The following is a 17,205-nucleotide window of genomic DNA, read 5'->3' as shown; positions in this document are numbered from 1 at the left end:
GTGGCCACGCTCAACGACGAAGAGACCTTCCTGATCCAGACGGTGCGCGAGTTCGTCGACCGAGAGGTCAAGCCCCGCGTGCAGAAGGTCGAGCACGCCAACGAGTACCCCGAACGCTGGATCGAGCAGATGAAGCAGATCGGCATCTACGGGTTGGCGGTGCCGGAGTCCTACGGCGGTTCGCCGGTATCGATGCCCTGCTACGCGAGGGTCACCCAGGAACTCGCGCGCGGCTGGATGAGCCTGGCCGGCGCGATGGGCGGGCACACCGTGGTGGCCAAACTGCTCGCCCTGTTCGGTACCGATGAGCAGAAGCAGGCCTACCTGCCGCGGATGGCCACCGGCGAGGTGCGCGCCACCATGGCACTGACCGAGCCCGGCGGGGGCTCCGACCTACAGGCCATGACCACCGTCGCGAGAACCGACGGCGAGGACCTGGTGATCGCGGGCGCCAAAACGTGGATCTCCAACGCCCGGCGCTCGGATCTCATTGCGCTGCTGTGCAAAACCGACCCCGGCGCACAGCCCAAGCACAAGGGCATCTCCATCGTGCTCGTCGAACACGGCCCCGGCCTGACCGTCTCACGCGACCTGCCCAAGCTCGGCTACAAGGGTGTGGAATCCTGCGAGTTGTCCTTCGACGACTACCGCATCCCGGCCACCGCCATCCTGGGCGGCACCCCAGGGAAGGGCTTCGCGCAGATGATGAAGGGCCTGGAGACCGGCCGTATCCAGGTCGCCTCCCGGGCGCTGGGGGTGGCCACCGCCGCCCTCGAAGACTCGCTGGCCTACGCCCAGCAGCGCGAAAGCTTCGGCCAGCCGATCTGGCGCCACCAGTCCATCGGCAACTACCTCGCCGATATGGCCACCAAGCTCACCGCAGCCCGCCAACTCACCTGGTATGCCGCCGAGAAATACGACAGCGGTGAGCGCTGCGATATGGAAGCCGGCATGGCCAAACTGTTCGCCTCCGAGACCGCGATGGAGATCGCGCTGAACGCGGTGCGTATCCACGGTGGGTACGGCTACTCCACCGAGTACGACGTGGAACGCTACTTCCGTGACGCCCCGCTGATGATCGTCGGCGAGGGCACCAACGAGATCCAGCGCAACGTCATCGCTGCCCAGTTGGTGTCGCGCGGGGGGCTGTGACGCCTGCCCGATCGGGCAGTTTCCGCGTGCCAGACGGCGGGTAGTCGCAGAACATCATTGTGACGCGGGCCACGCAGGTCCACGGTGGTGTCCAGGAGGGTCTTCCGCCCGTCCGATACCACAAGGAGTCGACCGATGGCCATTGAGCTGAACCAGATTTGGGACTTTCCGATCAAGGAGTTCCACCCGTTTCCCCGCGCCCTGCTCGGTGTGGGCGCACACGACATCATCGGCGTGGAGGCCAAGAGCCTCGGCTTCAAGCGCACCCTGCTGATGACCACCGGCTTGCGTGGCTCGGGCATCATCGAGGAACTCACCGGCAAGATCGAGTACCAGGGCGTCGAGGTCGTGCTCTACGACAAGGTGGAGTCCAACCCCAAGGATTACAACGTCATGGAGGCCGCCGCGCTCTACCAGCAGGAGAAGTGCGACAGCATCATCTCCATCGGTGGTGGCTCCAGCCATGACGCCGCCAAGGGCGCCCGCGTGGTGATCGCGCACGACGGCCGCAACATCAACGAGTTCGAGGGCTTCGCCAAGTCCACCAACAAGGAGAACCCGCCGCACATCGCGGTATCCACTACGGCCGGAACGGGTTCGGAGACATCGTGGGCCTACGTCATCACCGACACCTCGGACATGGAACACCCGCACAAGTGGGTCGGCTTCGACGAGGCCACCATCGTCACGCTGGCCGTCGACGACCCGCTGCTCTACTACACCTGCCCGCAGCACTTCACCGCTTACTGCGGATTCGACGTGCTCGCGCACGGCAGCGAGCCGTTCGTGTCTCGGCTGGACTTCGCACCATCACTCGGAAATGCCTTGTACTCAGTCGAACTCGTCGCCAAGAACCTGCGGGAGGCGGTGTTCGAGCCACGTAACCTCAAGGCCCGCGAAGGCATGATGAACGCGCAGTACATCGCCGGGCAGGCATTCAACTCCGGTGGTCTGGGCATCGTGCACTCGATCAGCCATGCCGTCAGCGCCTTCTTCGACAGCCATCACGGGCTGAACAACGCCATCGCGCTGCCCCGGGTGTGGGAATACAACCTGCCCTCGCGCTACGAACGGTACGCGCAGCTGGCCACCGCGATGGGTGTCGACACCCGCAACATGACCACCGTGCAGGCCGCCGACGCCGCCGTCGAAGCCGCCATCCGGCTCTCCCAGGATGTCGGCATCCCGGACAATTTCTCCGCGGTCCGCACCGACTCGTACGAGAAGAACCGGATGAACACCGGCAAGTACGCCGGTCGCGGCGAGCAGATCTTGGGCGACGACAAGACCGTGCTGGCGATCTCGGAGCACATCCAGGACGACTGGTGCACCCCGGGCAACCCGCGTGAGGTCACCGTCGGGTCGATGATTCCCGTTGTCGGGCACGCGATCAACGAAACCTACTGATCCGCCGTGTGAGGAGCCCGCCGTGACCACTGCACACATACCCATGCGTGCTGATCCGATAACATTCGCCACCGCAACCGAAGTCGCCGATTCGCTGCGCGAGCAGGACTACATCGCCGACGACGATCTGGCCACCGTGGTGCATCTGGCCACCGCGCTGGACCGCCCGCTACTCCTGGAAGGACCGGCGGGGGTCGGCAAGACCGAGCTGGCCAAGGCGCTCGCCGCGGCGAGCGGCCGGCGACTGATCCGGCTGCAGTGCTATGAGGGCCTCGACGACAACCGGGTGCTCTACGAATGGGACTACGCCAAACAGCTGCTGCACGTGCAGATGATGCGGGACAAGGCCATCGAGGCGGCGGACCTCTACACCGAGGAGTTCCTGTCGGTGCGGCCGCTGCTGGAATCGGTGCTCTCCGAGCAACCGGTGGTGCTGCTCATCGACGAGGTGGATCGCACCGAGGAAGCCATGGAGGCCTTGCTGCTCGAGGTGCTGGCCGAGCGTCAGGTCACCATCCCCGAGATCGGTACCTTCGTGGCGCGGTCGGTGCCCTGGGTGGTGCTGACCTCCAACGACACCCGGGAACTGTCCGCCGCTCTCAAGCGCCGGTGCCTGCACTACCACCTGGGTTTTCCCACCCCGCAGCGGGAACGGGAGATCGTCGGGGTCCGCGCGCCGGACGTCGAGCCCGGGGTGGTCGCCACGGTCGTCGAACTCGCCCGCACGCTGCGTGAACTGCCGCTGCGCAAGAGTCCGTCGATATCCGAGGTGATCGACGGTGCCAGGGCGGCCGCGCTGCTCGGCCACGGCAGCACCGACACGGTGCTGCTCTCGGCGCTGGTGAAGTTCACCAGCGACCGGGATATCGCGCTGCGTCACCTCGGTGACGCGCCCGCACGCGCAGCAGAAACCGTTGTCCCGGAACGGGTGACGGTGGCATCGCGGCCGGCCAATACCACCACCTCGGTGTTCCGCGGGCGTGGTGGGCGGTGACTCCGTCGGAGATTCTGGACGCCGTGGCGGCGACGTTCGGGCAGCTGCTGCGCCGCGCCGGGGTGGCGACCTCGCCGGCGGAGGTCATCGAGGTGCGCCGCGTGTTGGGGCTGCTCGGCGCCGCCGACCGCCGCGGTCTGCGGGCGGCGCTGCGTGCCACCTGCGCGAAATATCAACGCGAACAACGCGGTTTCGACCGCGCCTTCGACGCCCTGTTCGGCCGGCCCGGCACGAAAGATGAGGAGCCGGTGGCGGGCCCGGGCCGTGCGCACACCGGCTCGGGCCTGCCCGACCAACTCGATGTCGACGAGGACCTCGAGGTGGGTCGGTACGCCGAGTACAACGAACGGGCCGCCGAGGTCGGCGACCACTTCGACACCCCGGATGCGGACCAGGGATTCAACCCGCACAAAGACGACGACGATTTCAGCGTGACCGGTGCCGATGACCAGCTGACAGTGTCCTCCGAGGCCGACGGTGGCCGCCGCGGCATGCGCTACACCGTCGAAGTGGATCGGGCCCTGTCCAGCGCGGCAGGCGATCTGGCCGATTCGGTGGCACCCGTGGTGGCCGGCTCGCTGAGTTTCGACGACCCGGACGCCATCCTGGCCTGGCTGGACGCCTACGACCCGACTCACACCTACGGTGGCGACGCCGGTGACGAACCGCTGACCGCCGAGCAGCTCGACCAGTTGACGCAGGCGGTCGAGGGGTTCGTCGCGGCACTGGCGCGGCGCAGCGGGCTGTCCGCCGAACCCGAGCACCCCGAAACCGATTCCGGCGCAGGACTGGCCGCCGATGTCGACCTGGCCTGCCACGAGGTGCTGCGCCGGATGCGCGGGGCACCGCGGGCGCGTCCCCGGGAGCGTGGCCGCGGCCGGCTCGATATGCGGCGCACGGTCCGGGCCAGCATGCGCACCGACGGCGTGCCCTTCCACCTCATGACCCGCACCCCGCTGCCGGACCGGATCCGGCTGCTGGTCATCGCGGACGTGTCGCTGTCGGTGCGCCCGGTCACCGCGTTCACACTGCGGCTGGCACAGGCCATGCACCGGCGGGCACACCGCTGCCGGGTGATGGCGTTCGTGGACCGCCCCGTGGACGTCACCGAGATCCTGCTGCGCGCCGGCGGCGATGACGCGCTGGCCGCGGTGCTGGCCGAACGGCACCTGGATCTGCAGGCCAGCAGCGATTACGGGCAGGTGTTCGAGGAGATGCTGCGCGGCCAGGCCGACGCCCTGGATTCCCGGACCGCGGTGCTGATCGTCGGCGACGGCCGCAGCGGCGGTCTGCCGCCCGGGGTCGACCGGCTGCGGGCGCTGCGCCGGCGGGTGCACCGGTTGGCGTGGGTGACGCCCGAGCCGCAGCGCTACTGGCGCCAGGCCACCTGCGCCATGCCGGACTACGCGCGGGTGTGCGATCGCGTGGTGGTGGCCAGCGATGCCGAGGCCCTGACGGCCAAGGCGGCGGAGCTCGCGCACGCCCTCTCCTGAACGTGACACCTGCCCGATCGGGTAGGTGAAAGCCTGCCCACCTGCACGTTGGTTGTCCCTGGTGGGGCACGTAGGCTGGTCGTGTTACGTGGATCACACAGCGGCAGGGAGGTCGTGCGGTGCCTTCTCGCCTGCTCAAATTTCACGCCCCCGAGATCGTGTTCGGTATCGACTCGATGGCCGAGGCGGCGCACGCCGCGCTCCGGCTCGGCGGCCAGCGTCCGCTCCTGGTCACCGATCCCGGCCTGATCGAGGCCGGTTGGGTGGACGAGCTCGTCGACCATCTGCGCGACCAGGGCGTCCAGGCCCAGGTGTGGAGCGCGCTCACCCCCAACCCCAAGGACCACGAGATCACCGCCGGACACGAGTTCTACCGGTCCCGCGGCTGCGATGTGCTGATCGCGCTGGGTGGCGGCTCGGTGATCGACGCCGCCAAGGGCATCGCGATCCTGGCCGCCAACGGCGGCGACATCCTCGACTACGCCGGCGTCGACAAGGCCACCATGCCGATCCCGCCGCTGGTGGTGCTGCCGTCGACCTCGGGCACCGGCGCCGACGTCTCGCAGTTCTGCATCGTCACCGACACCACCCGCAACACCAAGATCACCATCCTGGGACGTGCACTGGTCCCCGATATCACCGTGATCGACCCGCGCCTGCTCACCACGATGCCGGAATGGCTCAATGCCGCCACCGGATTGGATGCCCTGACCCACGGTATCGAGGCGTTCGTATCCCTCGGGCACAACCAGCTCACCGACCATCACGCGCTGCGAGCGGTGGTGATGGTGACCGAGAACCTGGTCACCACCATCGAACAACCACGCGAGATGAGCGCCCGGGTGTTGATGGCGCAGGCTGCGCTGGAGGCCGGGCTCGCGTTCACCAACGCCATCCTGGGCGCCGCCCATGCGATGAGTCATCAGGTCGGCGGGCTGCTCGATCTGCCACACGGTGTCATCAATGGCGTGTTGCTGCCGCATGTGGTGCGGTTCAACGCCGAGGCAGACCCGGCTCCGTTCGCCGTCATCGCGGCCAATCTCGGCATCGCCGACACACGCGCGCCCGAGCTGGAATCCGCCCTGGCTCTTGCCGATCACCTGCAACAGCTGGCGCAGAAAGTCGGTGTGCCACGCGGGCTTGCCGATCTCGGCGTGCATGACACCGACGTACCGGTGCTGGCTCGCAACGCCATGGCCGACGCGTGCATCACCACCAACCCCCGCGCGGCCGACGAGGCGCAGCTGCAGGCACTGTTCCGGGCCGCACTGTGAGGGCCCAGCCGGATCTGGAGCGGTTGACCGGAGTGCGCTCCGGCAAGCCGACGTTCTACCCGGAGTTCCGGGTCGCCGCACAGCGCACCGAACGCGTCATCGCCGCCCTCGACGCCATTTCGCGTGCCCTGGTGCAGACGGTGAACGGGCCGGAGAAGCTGGTCCGGGCGGCCGCCGAGGCTGCCCGGGTCCATCTCGGCGCCGAATGGGTGCTGCTCGCGTTGGCCGACGGTGCGTTGCCCGAGGCCCGCCCACGCCACCTCATCCTCGACGCCGACGGCAACCCGTATTCATTCGAAGGGCTCTCCGGGGCAAAGCATCCGGTTCCGCACCTGCCCGACGTGGTGCTCAACAGGCTCAACGACATCCTGCGCGGGCAGCTTGCCCAGTTTCGGCTGCCGGTGATCGAACCGCACCACGCCCATGTGCCCATCGAACTCGACGGCGGCGTGATCGGCGCCTTCGCGGCATGGACGCCCAGTCACCGCACGTTGGACGGCACTGACGAGACGGTGATGCGGATCCTGTCCAGCCAGACCGCCGTCGCGCTGCACAACTGCGAGCTGTTCCAGCGCTCGCAGGCGTTGCTGGCCCAGTCCGAGGCGCACAACGCCCAGCTGCTGGCCACCCAACGCGAGCTCGGCGCCGCCCAACGCCATCAGGTGCTCGACAACGAGCGGCATCGCATCGCCCGTGAGCTGCACGACAGCGTCACTCAGACGGTGTTGTCGGCAGGTATGCAGATCGAGGTGTGCCGCAGCGAGATCCGCTCTCACGCCGGCAACTCCGATCTCGCCGACCGCCTGGACATGGCCAAGACGCTGACCCGATCGGCGACCGAGCAGCTGCGCTCGGCGATCTATGCGCTCAACCATCCCGAGGACGCAGGCCGGTCCAGCCTTCCGGAACTGCTGGCGCAGTTGGCCACCGTCCATATGCCCGAGGATCTGCGGGTGACCCTGAAAGTCGAAGGGGCCGTGGCGGAATTACCCAGTGCCGTCGAGCACGCGCTGCTGCGGGTGGCCGGCGAGGCCCTGTTCAACGCGGCGATGCACGGCAAGGGCAGCCGGGCGATCCTGCGCTTGCAGTACCGGGCACAGGCGGTCACCTTGTCCATCGCCGACGATGGCTGCGGTGATCCGGAGAAGCTGCGCCTGATGCTGCGGATGGCCGATGTCACCGATGTCGACGGGCACCACCGCGGCCTGGCCAATATGCTCGCCCGCTGTCGTGAACACGGCGGATCGCTTGCGGTGCAGCGCTCCCGAATCGGCGGGGTGCGGCTGGTCGCGACCATTCCCAGGGAAAAGAGTTCACGATGACCATTCAGTTGGCACTGGTCGACGATCACGCCATCCTGCGGCAGGGGCTGCGGTCACTGCTGGAGCGAGAGGACGATCTGGTGGTCGTCGGAGAGGCCTCGACTGAGCCGGAGGCCGAGGCCATGGTGTCGGCGGTGCGGCCGGACGTCGTGCTGCTCGACCTGAAACTCTCGGCGGGTTCGGATTTCGAGGGTTTGTCGTTGTGCACGAAGCTTTCCGCCGCGTACCCCGCCCTGGGACTGCTGGTGCTGACGACCTTCCTGGACGAGGACCTGGTGGTGCGCGCCGTGCACGCCGGGGCCAGGGGGTATGTGGTCAAGGACGTCGACACCACCGAACTGGTCCGGGCGATCCGTGCCATCTCGGCGGGGGAGAGCGCCTTCGATTCACGCAGCGCCGCGGCGGTTGTGCGCTCGCTCAATGGTCGCACCGAACACCGTGAACAGCTCACCGACCGTGAGTTGGAAGTGCTGCGGTTACTGGCAACCGGGCTGTCCAACAGCAAGATCGGCGAGAAGTTGTTCATCTCCGCCACCACCGCGAAGTTCCACGTCAGCAACATCATGCGCAAGCTCCAGGTGAGCCGGCGCGCCGAGGCGGTATACGCGGCCAGCAAGCGCGGGCTGATCTAGATCCGGTCCAGTACCAGCCAGCCGCCGTGATGTTCGAAGACCCTGGCGCGCACACCGGTGAACCGCGCACCCAGATCGCGCAACGTCGCCAAGTCGAAGGTGCGGACGTGCCCGTAGCAGGCCTGCGGTTCATCCTCGAACGGCACCGCCACCACCACGCGGCGACGCGCCAGCCGCAACGCTTCGGCCAGCACCGCGTGGCCGGTGTCGGGATCGAGGTGCTCCAGCAGATGCAGCGCGGTGACGGTATCGGCCGCGCCGTCGGCACGCGGAACCTGCGCGGCGTCGCAGGCGATGGTGCGCAGCGGCCGGTCCAATCGAGAGCTCACGCGCGCAAGCAGATCCATCGTCGGTGCGCTCAGATCGGTTGCCGTCACCTCGTAGCCCAGCCGGCTCATCCGCAGTGCGAAGAAACCGAAGCATGATCCGAGGTCCAGGAGCCACGGCCCGGTCACCAGGCCGGCTGCCCGCCGGTGGATCGTCGCGAAGGCGGTCTGCCCGGATTCCAGCGCATCCAGCGAATTACGGTAGAACCGTGACCACGCGGCGATCCCGCCCGGCACGGTGGTGCGCACGACCCCGGTGAACACCGACTCGAAATCTTGGCGGCCCAGCAGAATTCCGTCCAGTTGTTCGGTCAGCAGAACCGCCAGGGTGTCGGACAGTTCATCGGGGGTGAGGTCGTGTTCGACGGTGAGGACGCCGCCGCGGCGGTCGGCACAGAACCGTGGCCTGTCGGGATGCTCCCTCCGGGTACCGGCCCGTCGCCGCACCCGTACACCGCTCCCGCGCCACACGCCATCGGGCACCGGGCTCAACGGGTCGACCTCGGCCGGCCGGACGGAAGTAATGCTCATGCTGGACAACGCTATTGGCCAACAGTGGCCGGCGCGCGAGCCGAATGGTCGGCCTTTACTGCCCGTTCGGGCAGTATTGGGGAGCTTGAGGTTACTTGTGCGCGGTCAGTAGGAAGGCCGGCAGCTTCATCCGGCCCTTGTCGTCGTGGTCATGCGGGGGCATGTCGAACGGCGCCCCCGGCCCTGATGGCATGTTGGCATGGATGAACGCCGGCCGGATGTCGTCCACGGTCCAGTGCGCCGCCACGATATCGCGCAGTTCGTACTCGTCGACCTCGTTGGGCTTGGTCTGCACCTCGGCGGGGAACGCCCCCTTGGCGAACACCAGCACGTAGTAGTTCGCGCCCGGGGCCGCGGCGCGCTGCACGGCGTGCAGATAGTTGTGCCTGCCGTCGACGGGCAGCGAATGGAACAACGTCGAATCGATGACGGTGTGGAATCGACCGTCGTAGCCGGTGAAGGAGGTGATATCGGCCTGGGCGAAGCTGGCGAAGCGCAGGTTGCGTTGCTGTGCTGCACGATTCGCCACGGCGATCGCGGTCGGCGAAATATCCAGGCCCACCACGGTGTAGCCGTCTGATGCCAGTGACAGTGAGAGCTCGGCATGCCCGCAGCCGGCGTCCAGGACGTCGCTACGCACCTTGCCCGCCGAGATCAGCGCTGCCAGTTCGGGTTGCGGTTCACCGATGCTCCACGGCGGTGGTCCCTGGAGCTCGCTGTCGTGGCGGTATGCGCTGTCCCAGTCCAGTACCTCAGATGCCATGACATCCAACGTACGCGCGCTCACGCGGTGGGTGTCTCCCACGTGTGTACCGGTGCATTGGTGTGCATGTGCTCGCAGTAGATGCGCAGCATCTCCGCCAGCGCCGCGGGCCGCGCCAGACCACGTTCCTGCAGCGCACGCACGGTGGCGGTCTGCCACGCTGCTCCGTTGCGACCGGTCTTGGCGCGTGCTTCGATGACCCCGAGGAAGCGTTCCCGCACATCCGTTGCGACGCCCCAGCGTCGTAGCCCGTCATGGGCCAGCGGCAGCAGCTCCCGCAACACGAGTTCGTCGGCCGTCACCTCGCCCAGGCCGGGCCAATACAGCCGGGCGTCCATTCCGTGCCGCGCCGATGCGAAGAAATTATGCTGTGCCGCAGCGAAACTCATCTTGCTCCACAGAGGGCGGTCCTCGTCGGTGAGGGCCCGCAGGGTGCCGTAGTAGAACGCCGAGTTGGCCAGCATGTCGAGTACCGTGGGTCCGGCGGGCAGCACCCGGTTCTCGACCCGCAGGTGCGGTTTGCCGTTCACCACGTCGTAGACAGGTCGGTTCCACCGGTAGATGGTGCCGTTGTGCAGACGCAACTCCGAGAGTTGCGGGGTGCGCCCGGCCGCGAGCTCGGCGACCGGGTCCTCCTCGGAGATCTCCGGCAGCAGTGCCGGGAAGTAGCGGACGTTCTCCTCGAACAGATCGAAGATCGAGGTGATCCATCGTTCACCGAACCAGACGCGTGGGCGCACACCCTGGGTCTTGAGTTCGTCGGGCCGGGTGTCGGTGGCCTGACCGAACAGTTCGATGCGGGTCTCGGCCCACAGCTCGTGGCCGAAGAAGTACGGCGAGTTGGCGCCCAGGGCGAGTTGCGGGCCGGCCAGCACCTGCGCGGCATTCCAGTTCTGCGCGAACTCCGCCGGCGACACCTGAAGATGCAGTTGCATACTGGTGCAAGCCGATTCGGGTGCGATATCGGCCGACTGCAGCGACAGGCGCTCGGGCCCGGTGATGTCGATGTCGATATCCTCGCCGCGCGCGGTGAAGATCGAGTCGTTGAGCGCCTGGTAGCGGGTCGACTGGCTCATCCACCCCGACTCCAGATGCTCGGGCATGAGCGTGGGCAGGATCCCGATCATGACGATGTGCGCGCCGTCCTCGGTCGCCTTGGCCTCGGCGGCGTTCAGGCTGGCCCGTACCTCGGCCTCCAGTTCCAGCGCGGACTGCCCGGGAAGAGGGCGGGGCGGAACATTGAATTCGATGTTGTAGGCCCCCAGTTCGGTCTGGTAGGCCGGGTCGGCGATGGAGGCCAGCACCTCCTGATTGCGCAGCGCCGGCTGGTAGTCGGCATCGACCAGGTTGCATTCGATCTCCATGCCGGTGAGCGGCCGGTCGAACTCGAAACTGGACTGGGACAGCATCGTCTCGAACACGTCCAGGCACAGCTGGACCTTGCGCCGGTATTCGCGACGCTGTGCGCGGCTGAATTCCGTGCGGGAAACCTCTTCGCCCACAGCGTCGACACTAGCGTCGAACGGCCACCGCGATCTGTGGACTGAGCAGACCGCCCCGTAATTCGATGTCGACACCGGCGTACTCGGCCAGTGCGCGCAACGCCGACGGACTGTAGCTGCGCAGCGAACTGATCACACCGTCGTGCACGAGCGGGATGAACGGGGCCAGTGGCAGCATCGTGGCCAGCCGTAGCAGATGCAACGGTGCCGGTGGTCGGGGCAGGTCGATGATCAGCAGCTTGTCCGCGACGCGGGTGCCCTCGGCGAGCACCGCGGCGGCCGTCGCGGGCGGCAGGTGATGAAAGGACAGGGCGAAGACCGCCAGCGCGAAATGGCCGTCGGGTGCGTCGACGGCGGAGGCGTCCATCTCCCGCACCAGGGCGCGCGGATGGCTGCCGAGTTCACCGGCGGCCATCGCGGCGACCGAGTCCGGCTCGACATCGGTCACCGTGACGTGGGCGGTGGGGTGTCCTTCGAGAATGACCGCCGACAGTGCCCCGTGACCGGCGCCCAGTTCGAGCACCTTCGGGTCCGGTACGTCGGCGATCTCGTCGAGCACCAGGTGTCCGAACTGCCGGTGGTTGCCGAACACCCGGCCGGTCCACTCCAGCGCATCCACCACGCTGCGCTTGACCGCGGGATCGACATCGGTGCGATCCAGATACTCGGTCCGGTCGGTCTGCAGCAGCCGGTCCAGACAGGACGCATCGGGGCCACCGCGGGGCATGCGATCCAGGTCGGTCACGTCCGTCAGGCTACAAGTCGGCGAGGTCCGCGGGCTTGAGCAGCAGCGTCGCCACCACGCTGATGATCGCCGTGGCCACCAGGTAGCCGCAGGCCAACCACGGTGCGTCACCGCCGAGCGCGATCAGTGTGGTCAGGATCAGCGGGGTCAGCCCCGAGGAGTAGACGCCGGAGAGCTGATAGACCGTGGACAGGCCGGTGTAACGGATCCGGGTCGGGAACAGCGAGGCGTACAGCGTGCCCTGCGCGCCGTAGAACCAGGCGTGGATGACGCCGAACACGATGACGATGCCGATCGCGAACGCCGTCAGACTCCCGGTGTCGAACAGCGCGAACACCGGGAACACCGCCACCGCGTAGGCGGCGATACCGGTCGCGTAGACGCGTTGGGGTCCGAAGCGGTCGGCGAGCAGGCCCGACACGGGCAGCAGCGCCGCCATCAGCAGGGCGGCCGCGGTCACCACGATCAGCACGTCGACCTTGTCCAGGTGCAGCGGGCCGGTCGCGCTGGTGGCGTAGGCGATGGCGAACACGCCCCAGGTGTTGAACGCCGCGCCCTCGCCCCAGCGGCTCAGCATGCCCAGCAGCGTGGGACGCAGCGACGGACCACCGAACAGCTCCCGCAGCGGCGTCGACGCCACGTTGTCGTCGGCTTTGAGCTTCTCGAAGGCCGGGGTCTCGGCGGCCTTGAGTCGCACCACGACGCCGAACACCACCAGCACGATGCTGAACAGGAAGGCGATGCGCCAGCCATGGGACAGGAATGCCTCGGCCGACATCACCGTCTGTAGCAGGGCGAAGACGCCGGTCCCCAGCGCCAGACCGAGCGCCAGCCCGACCTGCGGGATGCTGCCGGCGAAACCGCGCCGTTGCGGCGTGCTGTGCTCGACCGCGAGCAGCACCGCGCCGGCCCACTCACCGCCGAGTGCGAAGCCCTGCACGATGCGCAGCAGCAGCAACAGGATCGGTGCGGCGACACCGATCTGGGCGGCGGTGGGCAGCAGCCCCATGAGCGCGGTGGCGCCACCCATCAGGAACATCGTCAGCGCGAGGGTGCGTTTGCGTCCGATGCGGTCGCCGATGTGCCCGAAGACGAATCCGCCGATGGGCCGCACCAGGAATCCGACGGCGAAGGTGGCGAAGGCCAGCAGCGTGCCGACGAAGGAGCTCTGGTCGGGGAAGAACGCGGTGTTGAACACCAGGCTGGCCGCGGTGGCGTAGAGGAAGAAGTCGTACCACTCGATGGTGGTGCCGACCAGGCTGGCCAGCAGCGCCGTGCGGACGGTGGAACGATCCGCGGCGGTCTGGTCAGGCGGCGGGCTGTCGGTGATGGTCACCGATCGGAATATGGCGGGCCTGCGGCGCCGGCGCCAGGGTTGGACTTAGCGTGATCCGAAGCTAGCTACTCAGACCGATCCGGCACGTGCGCAGGATGGGCTTCAGTTCTTCGTAATACTGGGCGCCCAGCAAGGCGTGCTGGGCGGTGTCGTCGTTCCGGACCGCAAAGGCGATCTGGCCGGCCAGATCGGCCAGCCTGCCGGCGTGATCCGCGATTTTGCCGGGAGCGATCTGGCGTGCCTCATCGCGGATTGCCCGAGCGCGTTCGTCGAAATCGCCGGGCGTCGGTCCTGGCTCGTTCGTGAAGCTCGGCATCACGAACGATTGGGCGCTCAGCGCGACCAGTGGTTCGACCTGACGGCAGGCTCTGCCGTCGACGTAACTGAACGACACCGCCGCGATGATGACCACCACAGCCAGGCCGGTGGCGGCGGTGGCCTTCGTGGCGGTGCCCCGCTCGGCATCGAGAACAACTCTGCGCCAGAGCACATGGGCGCCGACGGCGGCGGCGACGGCCGCGGCTGCCAGCCCCGCAGCCTCAGTGCGCTCCCTCCCGCGGAGGTCGAATCGAGCGCGGCGTAGGTGGCGATCGCCGACACCGCGACCAACATCAGCAGCCACATGCCGCGGCGGCGGGTGTAGGAATCGGCGTCGCGGAACGGAATCCCGATCACGCTGCCGGCCGCGGCGAGAACCGCGACCAGCAGCGGGATCAGAACATCGAGAAAGTTACCGGTGATCATCGTCTGGCCATGCTACGGGCGTCACTCCTCGCCGAGAATTTGATAGATCTCGCGACGTGCGGTGTTGACGATGTCGAGGATGCGCCGCTGCTGATCGGCAGAGGCGGCGTGCGCCGACTGCCCGACGGCGCCGAACAGCTGGCCCAGCGCCGCCCGCAGGTTCACCGCGTTGGGATCGGCGTCCTCGGCGATCTCATCCCACGGGGCGGTCTCGATCTTGGCGGCCGCAGCGCGGCCTTCCTCGGTGAGCTCGAAGGTCTTCTTGCTGCCCTCGCTCTCGGTCGGGGTGATCAGACCCTCGTCGACCAGCAGTTGCAGGGTCGGGTAGACCGAGCCGGGGCTCGGCTTCCACAGATCGTTGCTGCGGGCGGCGATCTCCTGGGTCATCTCGTACCCGTGCATGGGACGTTCGGTGAGCAGGGTCAGGATCGCGGCGCGCACGTCACCGCGCTTGCCGCGGCCACGAGCGCCGCGACCGCGGGGGCCGCCGAAGCCTGGCCCGCCGAAGCCGGGGCCGAATCCTCTGCCGAAGCCGGGACCGAATCCCGGTCCGAACGGGCCCTGCTGGCCGGCGGCCTGCTCGCGGATGTGATCGCGGAACTCGCGCCGGGCGTGGCGTCGATCGAAACCGACGGGACCGAAGGCTGCCGGGCCGAAGCCGAATGCCGGGTTGGGGGGTGTGAAGGGGGTGTTCATGGGGTGCTTCTTTCTGGAGAGGGAAGCACGGTGTGCGCTTCCGATGCGTTAACGATATATCGGAAGCTATCGCGATGCAACTAGATTTGGGTGCGATCTTCGATGGCGGCCACCAGCCAGCGCGCCCATTCCGCCTGCATGGTCTCGAAACGCAGGCCGTATTCCAGGGCGGCGTTGCCGTAGAAGGAGTCGTCGGAATCATCGAAATGCAGACTCTCGCGCAGGGCTCGCAGGCGAATCAGTTCGGACTCGGCGTGCTCGACGAGCGCTTGGACGTGGGCGGCGGCGTCGCGGTCGGGGAGTTCGCCGAGTAGGAAGATGCGCAACAGTTCCGGGCTACGACCGGGCGGGTCGTCCTGCGGGTTGGTCACCCACCGCAATAGCTCGGAACGGCCGGATTCGGTCACCCGATACACCTTGCGCCCGCGCGGGCCGATCTCGGTGACCTCGATGAATCCGTTGTCCGCCAACCGGTTCAGCTCGCCGTAGAGCTGGCTCTGGGTGGCGGGCCAGACATTGGCCATCGACTTCTCGAAACGTTTGAGCAGGTCGTACCCGCTGCCCGGATGTTGGCTCAGCAGGCCGAGTGCCGCCATTCGCAAGCTCATGGCCGGCATCCTACATGTCACTCTTGACATGTCACTACTGGAATGTCATCGTGTTGTCATGACCACAGCCTCCGCATTGCCGGCCGAGGGTGACTTCTTCCGGCGCGGCAATTACGCGCCCGTCGCCGATGAACTCACCGAGTACGACCTGCCCGTCCGGGGCGTGATCCCGCCCGAGATCAACGGGTGGTACCTGCGCAACGGGCCCAACCCGCGCGAGGCCAATGCGCATTGGTTCACCGGAGACGGCATGATCCACGGCGTTCGGATCGAGAACGGGGCGGCCAAGTGGTACCGCAACCGGTGGGTCCGCACCGACAGCTTCGTCGAGGATTTCCCGCTCTACAACGCCGACGGATCTCGCAACCTGCGCTCCGCGGTCGCGAACACCCACGTGGTCAACCATGCCGGGAAGACCCTGGCGCTTGTCGAATCGTCGTTTCCCTACGAGATCAGCAATGAACTGGAAACGTTGGGCGCCTACGACTTCGGGGGCAAGCTCACCAATTCGATGACCGCCCACCCGAAAATCTGCCCGATCACCGGTGAGATGCACTTCTTCGGATACGGCAGCATCTTCGAACCTTACGTCACCTACCACCGGGTGGCCGCGGACGGCGAACTGATCATCAACCGGCCGGTGGATGTCAAGGCGCACACCATGATGCACGACTTCGCCATGACCGCCGACCACGTGGTCTTCATGGACCTGCCGGTCGTTTTCGACCTGGACATCGCAGGCAAGGGTGAGGGCGCCATGCCGTACCGCTGGAGCGATACCTACGGTGCCCGGTTCGGCGTGCTGCGCCGCGATGACCCATTCGGCCCAATCCGCTGGTTCGATATCGACCCGTGTTACATCTTCCATGTCGCGAACGCTTTAGATGCCGCGAATTCCGTTGTGCTGCAGGCGGCCCGATATCCGGAGCTGTGGCGCAACGACGGCGGTTTCGGCGAGCAGGCGGTGCTGTGGGAGTGGCGGATCGACCTGAACGCCGGCACGGTCACCGAACGCCAGCTCGATGATCGCAGCATCGAGTTCCCGCGAATCGACGATCGGTTGGCCGGACTGGCGGCGCGCTACTCGGTCTCGGTGGGGGATACCGATCTGGTGCGTCACGATCTGTCCACGGGTGCCGCCGAGACGCACTCCTTCGGGCCCGGGGTGTCCGGTGAGGCGGTGTTCGTGCCGGCGTCCGGACCGGCCGACGAGAGCAGCGGCTGGTACCTCAGCTACGTGTACGACCCGGTGCGTGACGGTAGTGATCTGGTGATCCTGGATGCGTCGGACTTCGGGGCAGCCGCGGTGGCGACCATCGCGCTGCCGCAGCGCGTGCCGTTCGGCTTCCACGGAAACTGGGTCAGCGAGTGAACACCGGCGTCTCACGATGTGGACGCCAGGAATCCGCACCTGCTGCGCGGTACCGGCGGTCCCGGCAACACGGGATCGACGGCCGCGCGCTGTTGCTGAAATGACCGTCCCGGGCGGGCCGCGAACTCGTGGTGCGGGCGCGGCGGGCTACCCGGCAAGAGTATGGCGCACACCACGCCACGGTCGGGTTGTGTGCTGAATCACGCAGGTCGTACCGGGCGGTAGTCTGCGGCTGGCAAACATTGGGGCGCCGCGCTCGATAGTTGCGCAGACAACTAGATCGTTTGCATAAGAAACTATGGGGCGGT

16 protein-coding genes are annotated in these 17,205 nt (G+C 67.3%); 8 read left to right on the top strand and 8 right to left on the bottom strand.

What is annotated here, in order from left to right; genetic code table 11:
* The 7 genes from C6A86_RS26385 (at position 1) to C6A86_RS26355 (ending at position 8,274) form a co-directional block, all read left to right on the top strand.
* Positions 1 to 1,152, top strand: coding sequence for an acyl-CoA dehydrogenase family protein (locus C6A86_RS26385; RefSeq protein WP_105363439.1), 1,152 nt, complete (start codon positions 1 to 3; stop codon positions 1,150 to 1,152).
* A gap of 135 nt (positions 1,153 to 1,287) precedes the next feature.
* Entirely contained in the window at positions 1,288 to 2,559 is a 1,272-nt protein-coding gene (gene mdo / locus C6A86_RS26380; RefSeq protein WP_105363440.1) for an NDMA-dependent methanol dehydrogenase, read from the top strand.
* A gap of 43 nt (positions 2,560 to 2,602) precedes the next feature.
* Positions 2,603 to 3,553 (top strand): MoxR family ATPase, encoded by a 951-nt coding sequence (locus tag C6A86_RS26375; RefSeq protein ID WP_199196195.1) that lies wholly within the window; start codon positions 2,603 to 2,605, stop codon positions 3,551 to 3,553.
* Positions 3,550 to 5,046 carry a MadC family VWA domain-containing protein gene (locus tag C6A86_RS26370; protein ID WP_105363442.1) on the top strand — a complete coding sequence of 499 codons (1,497 nt, stop codon included), beginning with the start codon at positions 3,550 to 3,552 and terminating at the stop codon, positions 5,044 to 5,046. Before C6A86_RS26375 ends, C6A86_RS26370 begins: the two co-directional genes overlap by 4 nt.
* Positions 5,047 to 5,222: 176 nt before the next feature.
* Positions 5,223 to 6,320 carry an iron-containing alcohol dehydrogenase gene (locus C6A86_RS26365; RefSeq protein ID WP_396835405.1) on the top strand — a complete coding sequence of 366 codons (1,098 nt, stop codon included), beginning with the start codon at positions 5,223 to 5,225 and terminating at the stop codon, positions 6,318 to 6,320.
* Positions 6,317 to 7,642, top strand: a complete 1,326-nt coding sequence (locus tag C6A86_RS26360) for a MadS family sensor histidine kinase (RefSeq protein ID WP_304466012.1) — start codon at positions 6,317 to 6,319, stop codon at positions 7,640 to 7,642. Before C6A86_RS26365 ends, C6A86_RS26360 begins: the two co-directional genes overlap by 4 nt.
* Positions 7,639 to 8,274 carry a MadR family response regulator transcription factor gene (locus C6A86_RS26355; RefSeq protein ID WP_105363444.1) on the top strand — a complete coding sequence of 212 codons (636 nt, stop codon included), beginning with the start codon at positions 7,639 to 7,641 and terminating at the stop codon, positions 8,272 to 8,274. Before C6A86_RS26360 ends, C6A86_RS26355 begins: the two co-directional genes overlap by 4 nt.
* On the opposite strand, the gene mftM is transcribed toward C6A86_RS26355, so the two are convergent.
* The 8 genes from mftM to C6A86_RS26315 all read right to left on the bottom strand — a co-directional run bounded on the left by mftM (position 8,271) and on the right by C6A86_RS26315 (position 15,525).
* A complete protein-coding gene (gene mftM, locus C6A86_RS26350; RefSeq protein WP_105363445.1) occupies positions 8,271 to 9,131 on the bottom strand; it encodes a mycofactocin oligosaccharide methyltransferase MftM in 861 nt (286 codons plus the stop codon). The genes C6A86_RS26355 and mftM overlap by 4 nt on opposite strands.
* Positions 9,132 to 9,222: 91 nt before the next feature.
* Complete coding sequence (locus tag C6A86_RS26345) at positions 9,223 to 9,894, bottom strand: class I SAM-dependent methyltransferase (protein ID WP_105363450.1); 672 nt, start codon at positions 9,892 to 9,894, stop codon at positions 9,223 to 9,225.
* A gap of 20 nt (positions 9,895 to 9,914) precedes the next feature.
* Positions 9,915 to 11,396, bottom strand: a complete 1,482-nt coding sequence (locus C6A86_RS26340; protein ID WP_311100930.1) for a glutamate--cysteine ligase — start codon at positions 11,394 to 11,396, stop codon at positions 9,915 to 9,917.
* Between the two features lie 10 nt (positions 11,397 to 11,406).
* The gene (locus C6A86_RS26335) at positions 11,407 to 12,123 is read right to left on the bottom strand and encodes a class I SAM-dependent methyltransferase (RefSeq protein WP_105364823.1); all 717 of its coding nucleotides are present in this window, start codon (positions 12,121 to 12,123) and stop codon (positions 11,407 to 11,409) included.
* Positions 12,124 to 12,151: 28 nt separating this feature from the next.
* Positions 12,152 to 13,477 (bottom strand): MFS transporter, encoded by a 1,326-nt coding sequence (locus tag C6A86_RS26330; protein WP_105364796.1) that lies wholly within the window; start codon positions 13,475 to 13,477, stop codon positions 12,152 to 12,154.
* A gap of 61 nt (positions 13,478 to 13,538) precedes the next feature.
* The gene (locus C6A86_RS26325; RefSeq protein WP_311100929.1) at positions 13,539 to 14,099 is read right to left on the bottom strand and encodes a hypothetical protein; all 561 of its coding nucleotides are present in this window, start codon (positions 14,097 to 14,099) and stop codon (positions 13,539 to 13,541) included.
* A gap of 143 nt (positions 14,100 to 14,242) precedes the next feature.
* Complete coding sequence (locus C6A86_RS26320; protein ID WP_105364798.1) at positions 14,243 to 14,917, bottom strand: PadR family transcriptional regulator; 675 nt, start codon at positions 14,915 to 14,917, stop codon at positions 14,243 to 14,245.
* 80 nt (positions 14,918 to 14,997) lie between these two features.
* Positions 14,998 to 15,525 carry a PadR family transcriptional regulator gene (locus C6A86_RS26315; protein WP_105364824.1) on the bottom strand — a complete coding sequence of 176 codons (528 nt, stop codon included), beginning with the start codon at positions 15,523 to 15,525 and terminating at the stop codon, positions 14,998 to 15,000.
* A gap of 58 nt (positions 15,526 to 15,583) precedes the next feature.
* On the opposite strand from C6A86_RS26315, the gene C6A86_RS26310 reads away from it, so the two are divergent.
* The gene (locus C6A86_RS26310; RefSeq protein WP_105364799.1) at positions 15,584 to 16,897 is read left to right on the top strand and encodes a carotenoid oxygenase family protein; all 1,314 of its coding nucleotides are present in this window, start codon (positions 15,584 to 15,586) and stop codon (positions 16,895 to 16,897) included.
* Positions 16,898 to 17,205 lie beyond the last annotated feature (308 nt).

It is taken from the genome of Mycobacterium sp. ITM-2016-00316 (assembly GCF_002968335.2).
Lineage (GTDB): Bacteria > Actinomycetota > Actinomycetes > Mycobacteriales > Mycobacteriaceae > Mycobacterium.
Note: the sequence above shows the minus strand (reverse complement) of the source record. Positions and strands in the feature narration are given on the sequence as shown.

Bases quoted from the DNA above. Each gene is read 5' to 3' on its own strand.
- mdo (WP_105363440.1), top strand. From the start codon at position 1,288: ATGGCCATTGAGCTGAACCAGATTTGGGACTTTCCGATCAAGGAGTTC.
- C6A86_RS26375 (WP_199196195.1), top strand. From the start codon at position 2,603: ATGCGTGCTGATCCGATAACATTCGCCACCGCAACCGAAGTCGCCGAT.
- C6A86_RS26365 (WP_396835405.1), top strand. From the start codon at position 5,223: ATGGCCGAGGCGGCGCACGCCGCGCTCCGGCTCGGCGGCCAGCGTCCG.
- C6A86_RS26355 (WP_105363444.1), top strand. From the start codon at position 7,639: ATGACCATTCAGTTGGCACTGGTCGACGATCACGCCATCCTGCGGCAG.
- mftM (WP_105363445.1), bottom strand. From the start codon at position 9,131: ATGAGCATTACTTCCGTCCGGCCGGCCGAGGTCGACCCGTTGAGCCCG.
- C6A86_RS26345 (WP_105363450.1), bottom strand. From the start codon at position 9,894: ATGGCATCTGAGGTACTGGACTGGGACAGCGCATACCGCCACGACAGC.
- C6A86_RS26335 (WP_105364823.1), bottom strand. From the start codon at position 12,123: ATGCCCCGCGGTGGCCCCGATGCGTCCTGTCTGGACCGGCTGCTGCAG.
- C6A86_RS26320 (WP_105364798.1), bottom strand. From the start codon at position 14,917: ATGAACACCCCCTTCACACCCCCCAACCCGGCATTCGGCTTCGGCCCG.
- C6A86_RS26315 (WP_105364824.1), bottom strand. From the start codon at position 15,525: ATGAGCTTGCGAATGGCGGCACTCGGCCTGCTGAGCCAACATCCGGGC.
- C6A86_RS26310 (WP_105364799.1), top strand. From the start codon at position 15,584: ATGACCACAGCCTCCGCATTGCCGGCCGAGGGTGACTTCTTCCGGCGC.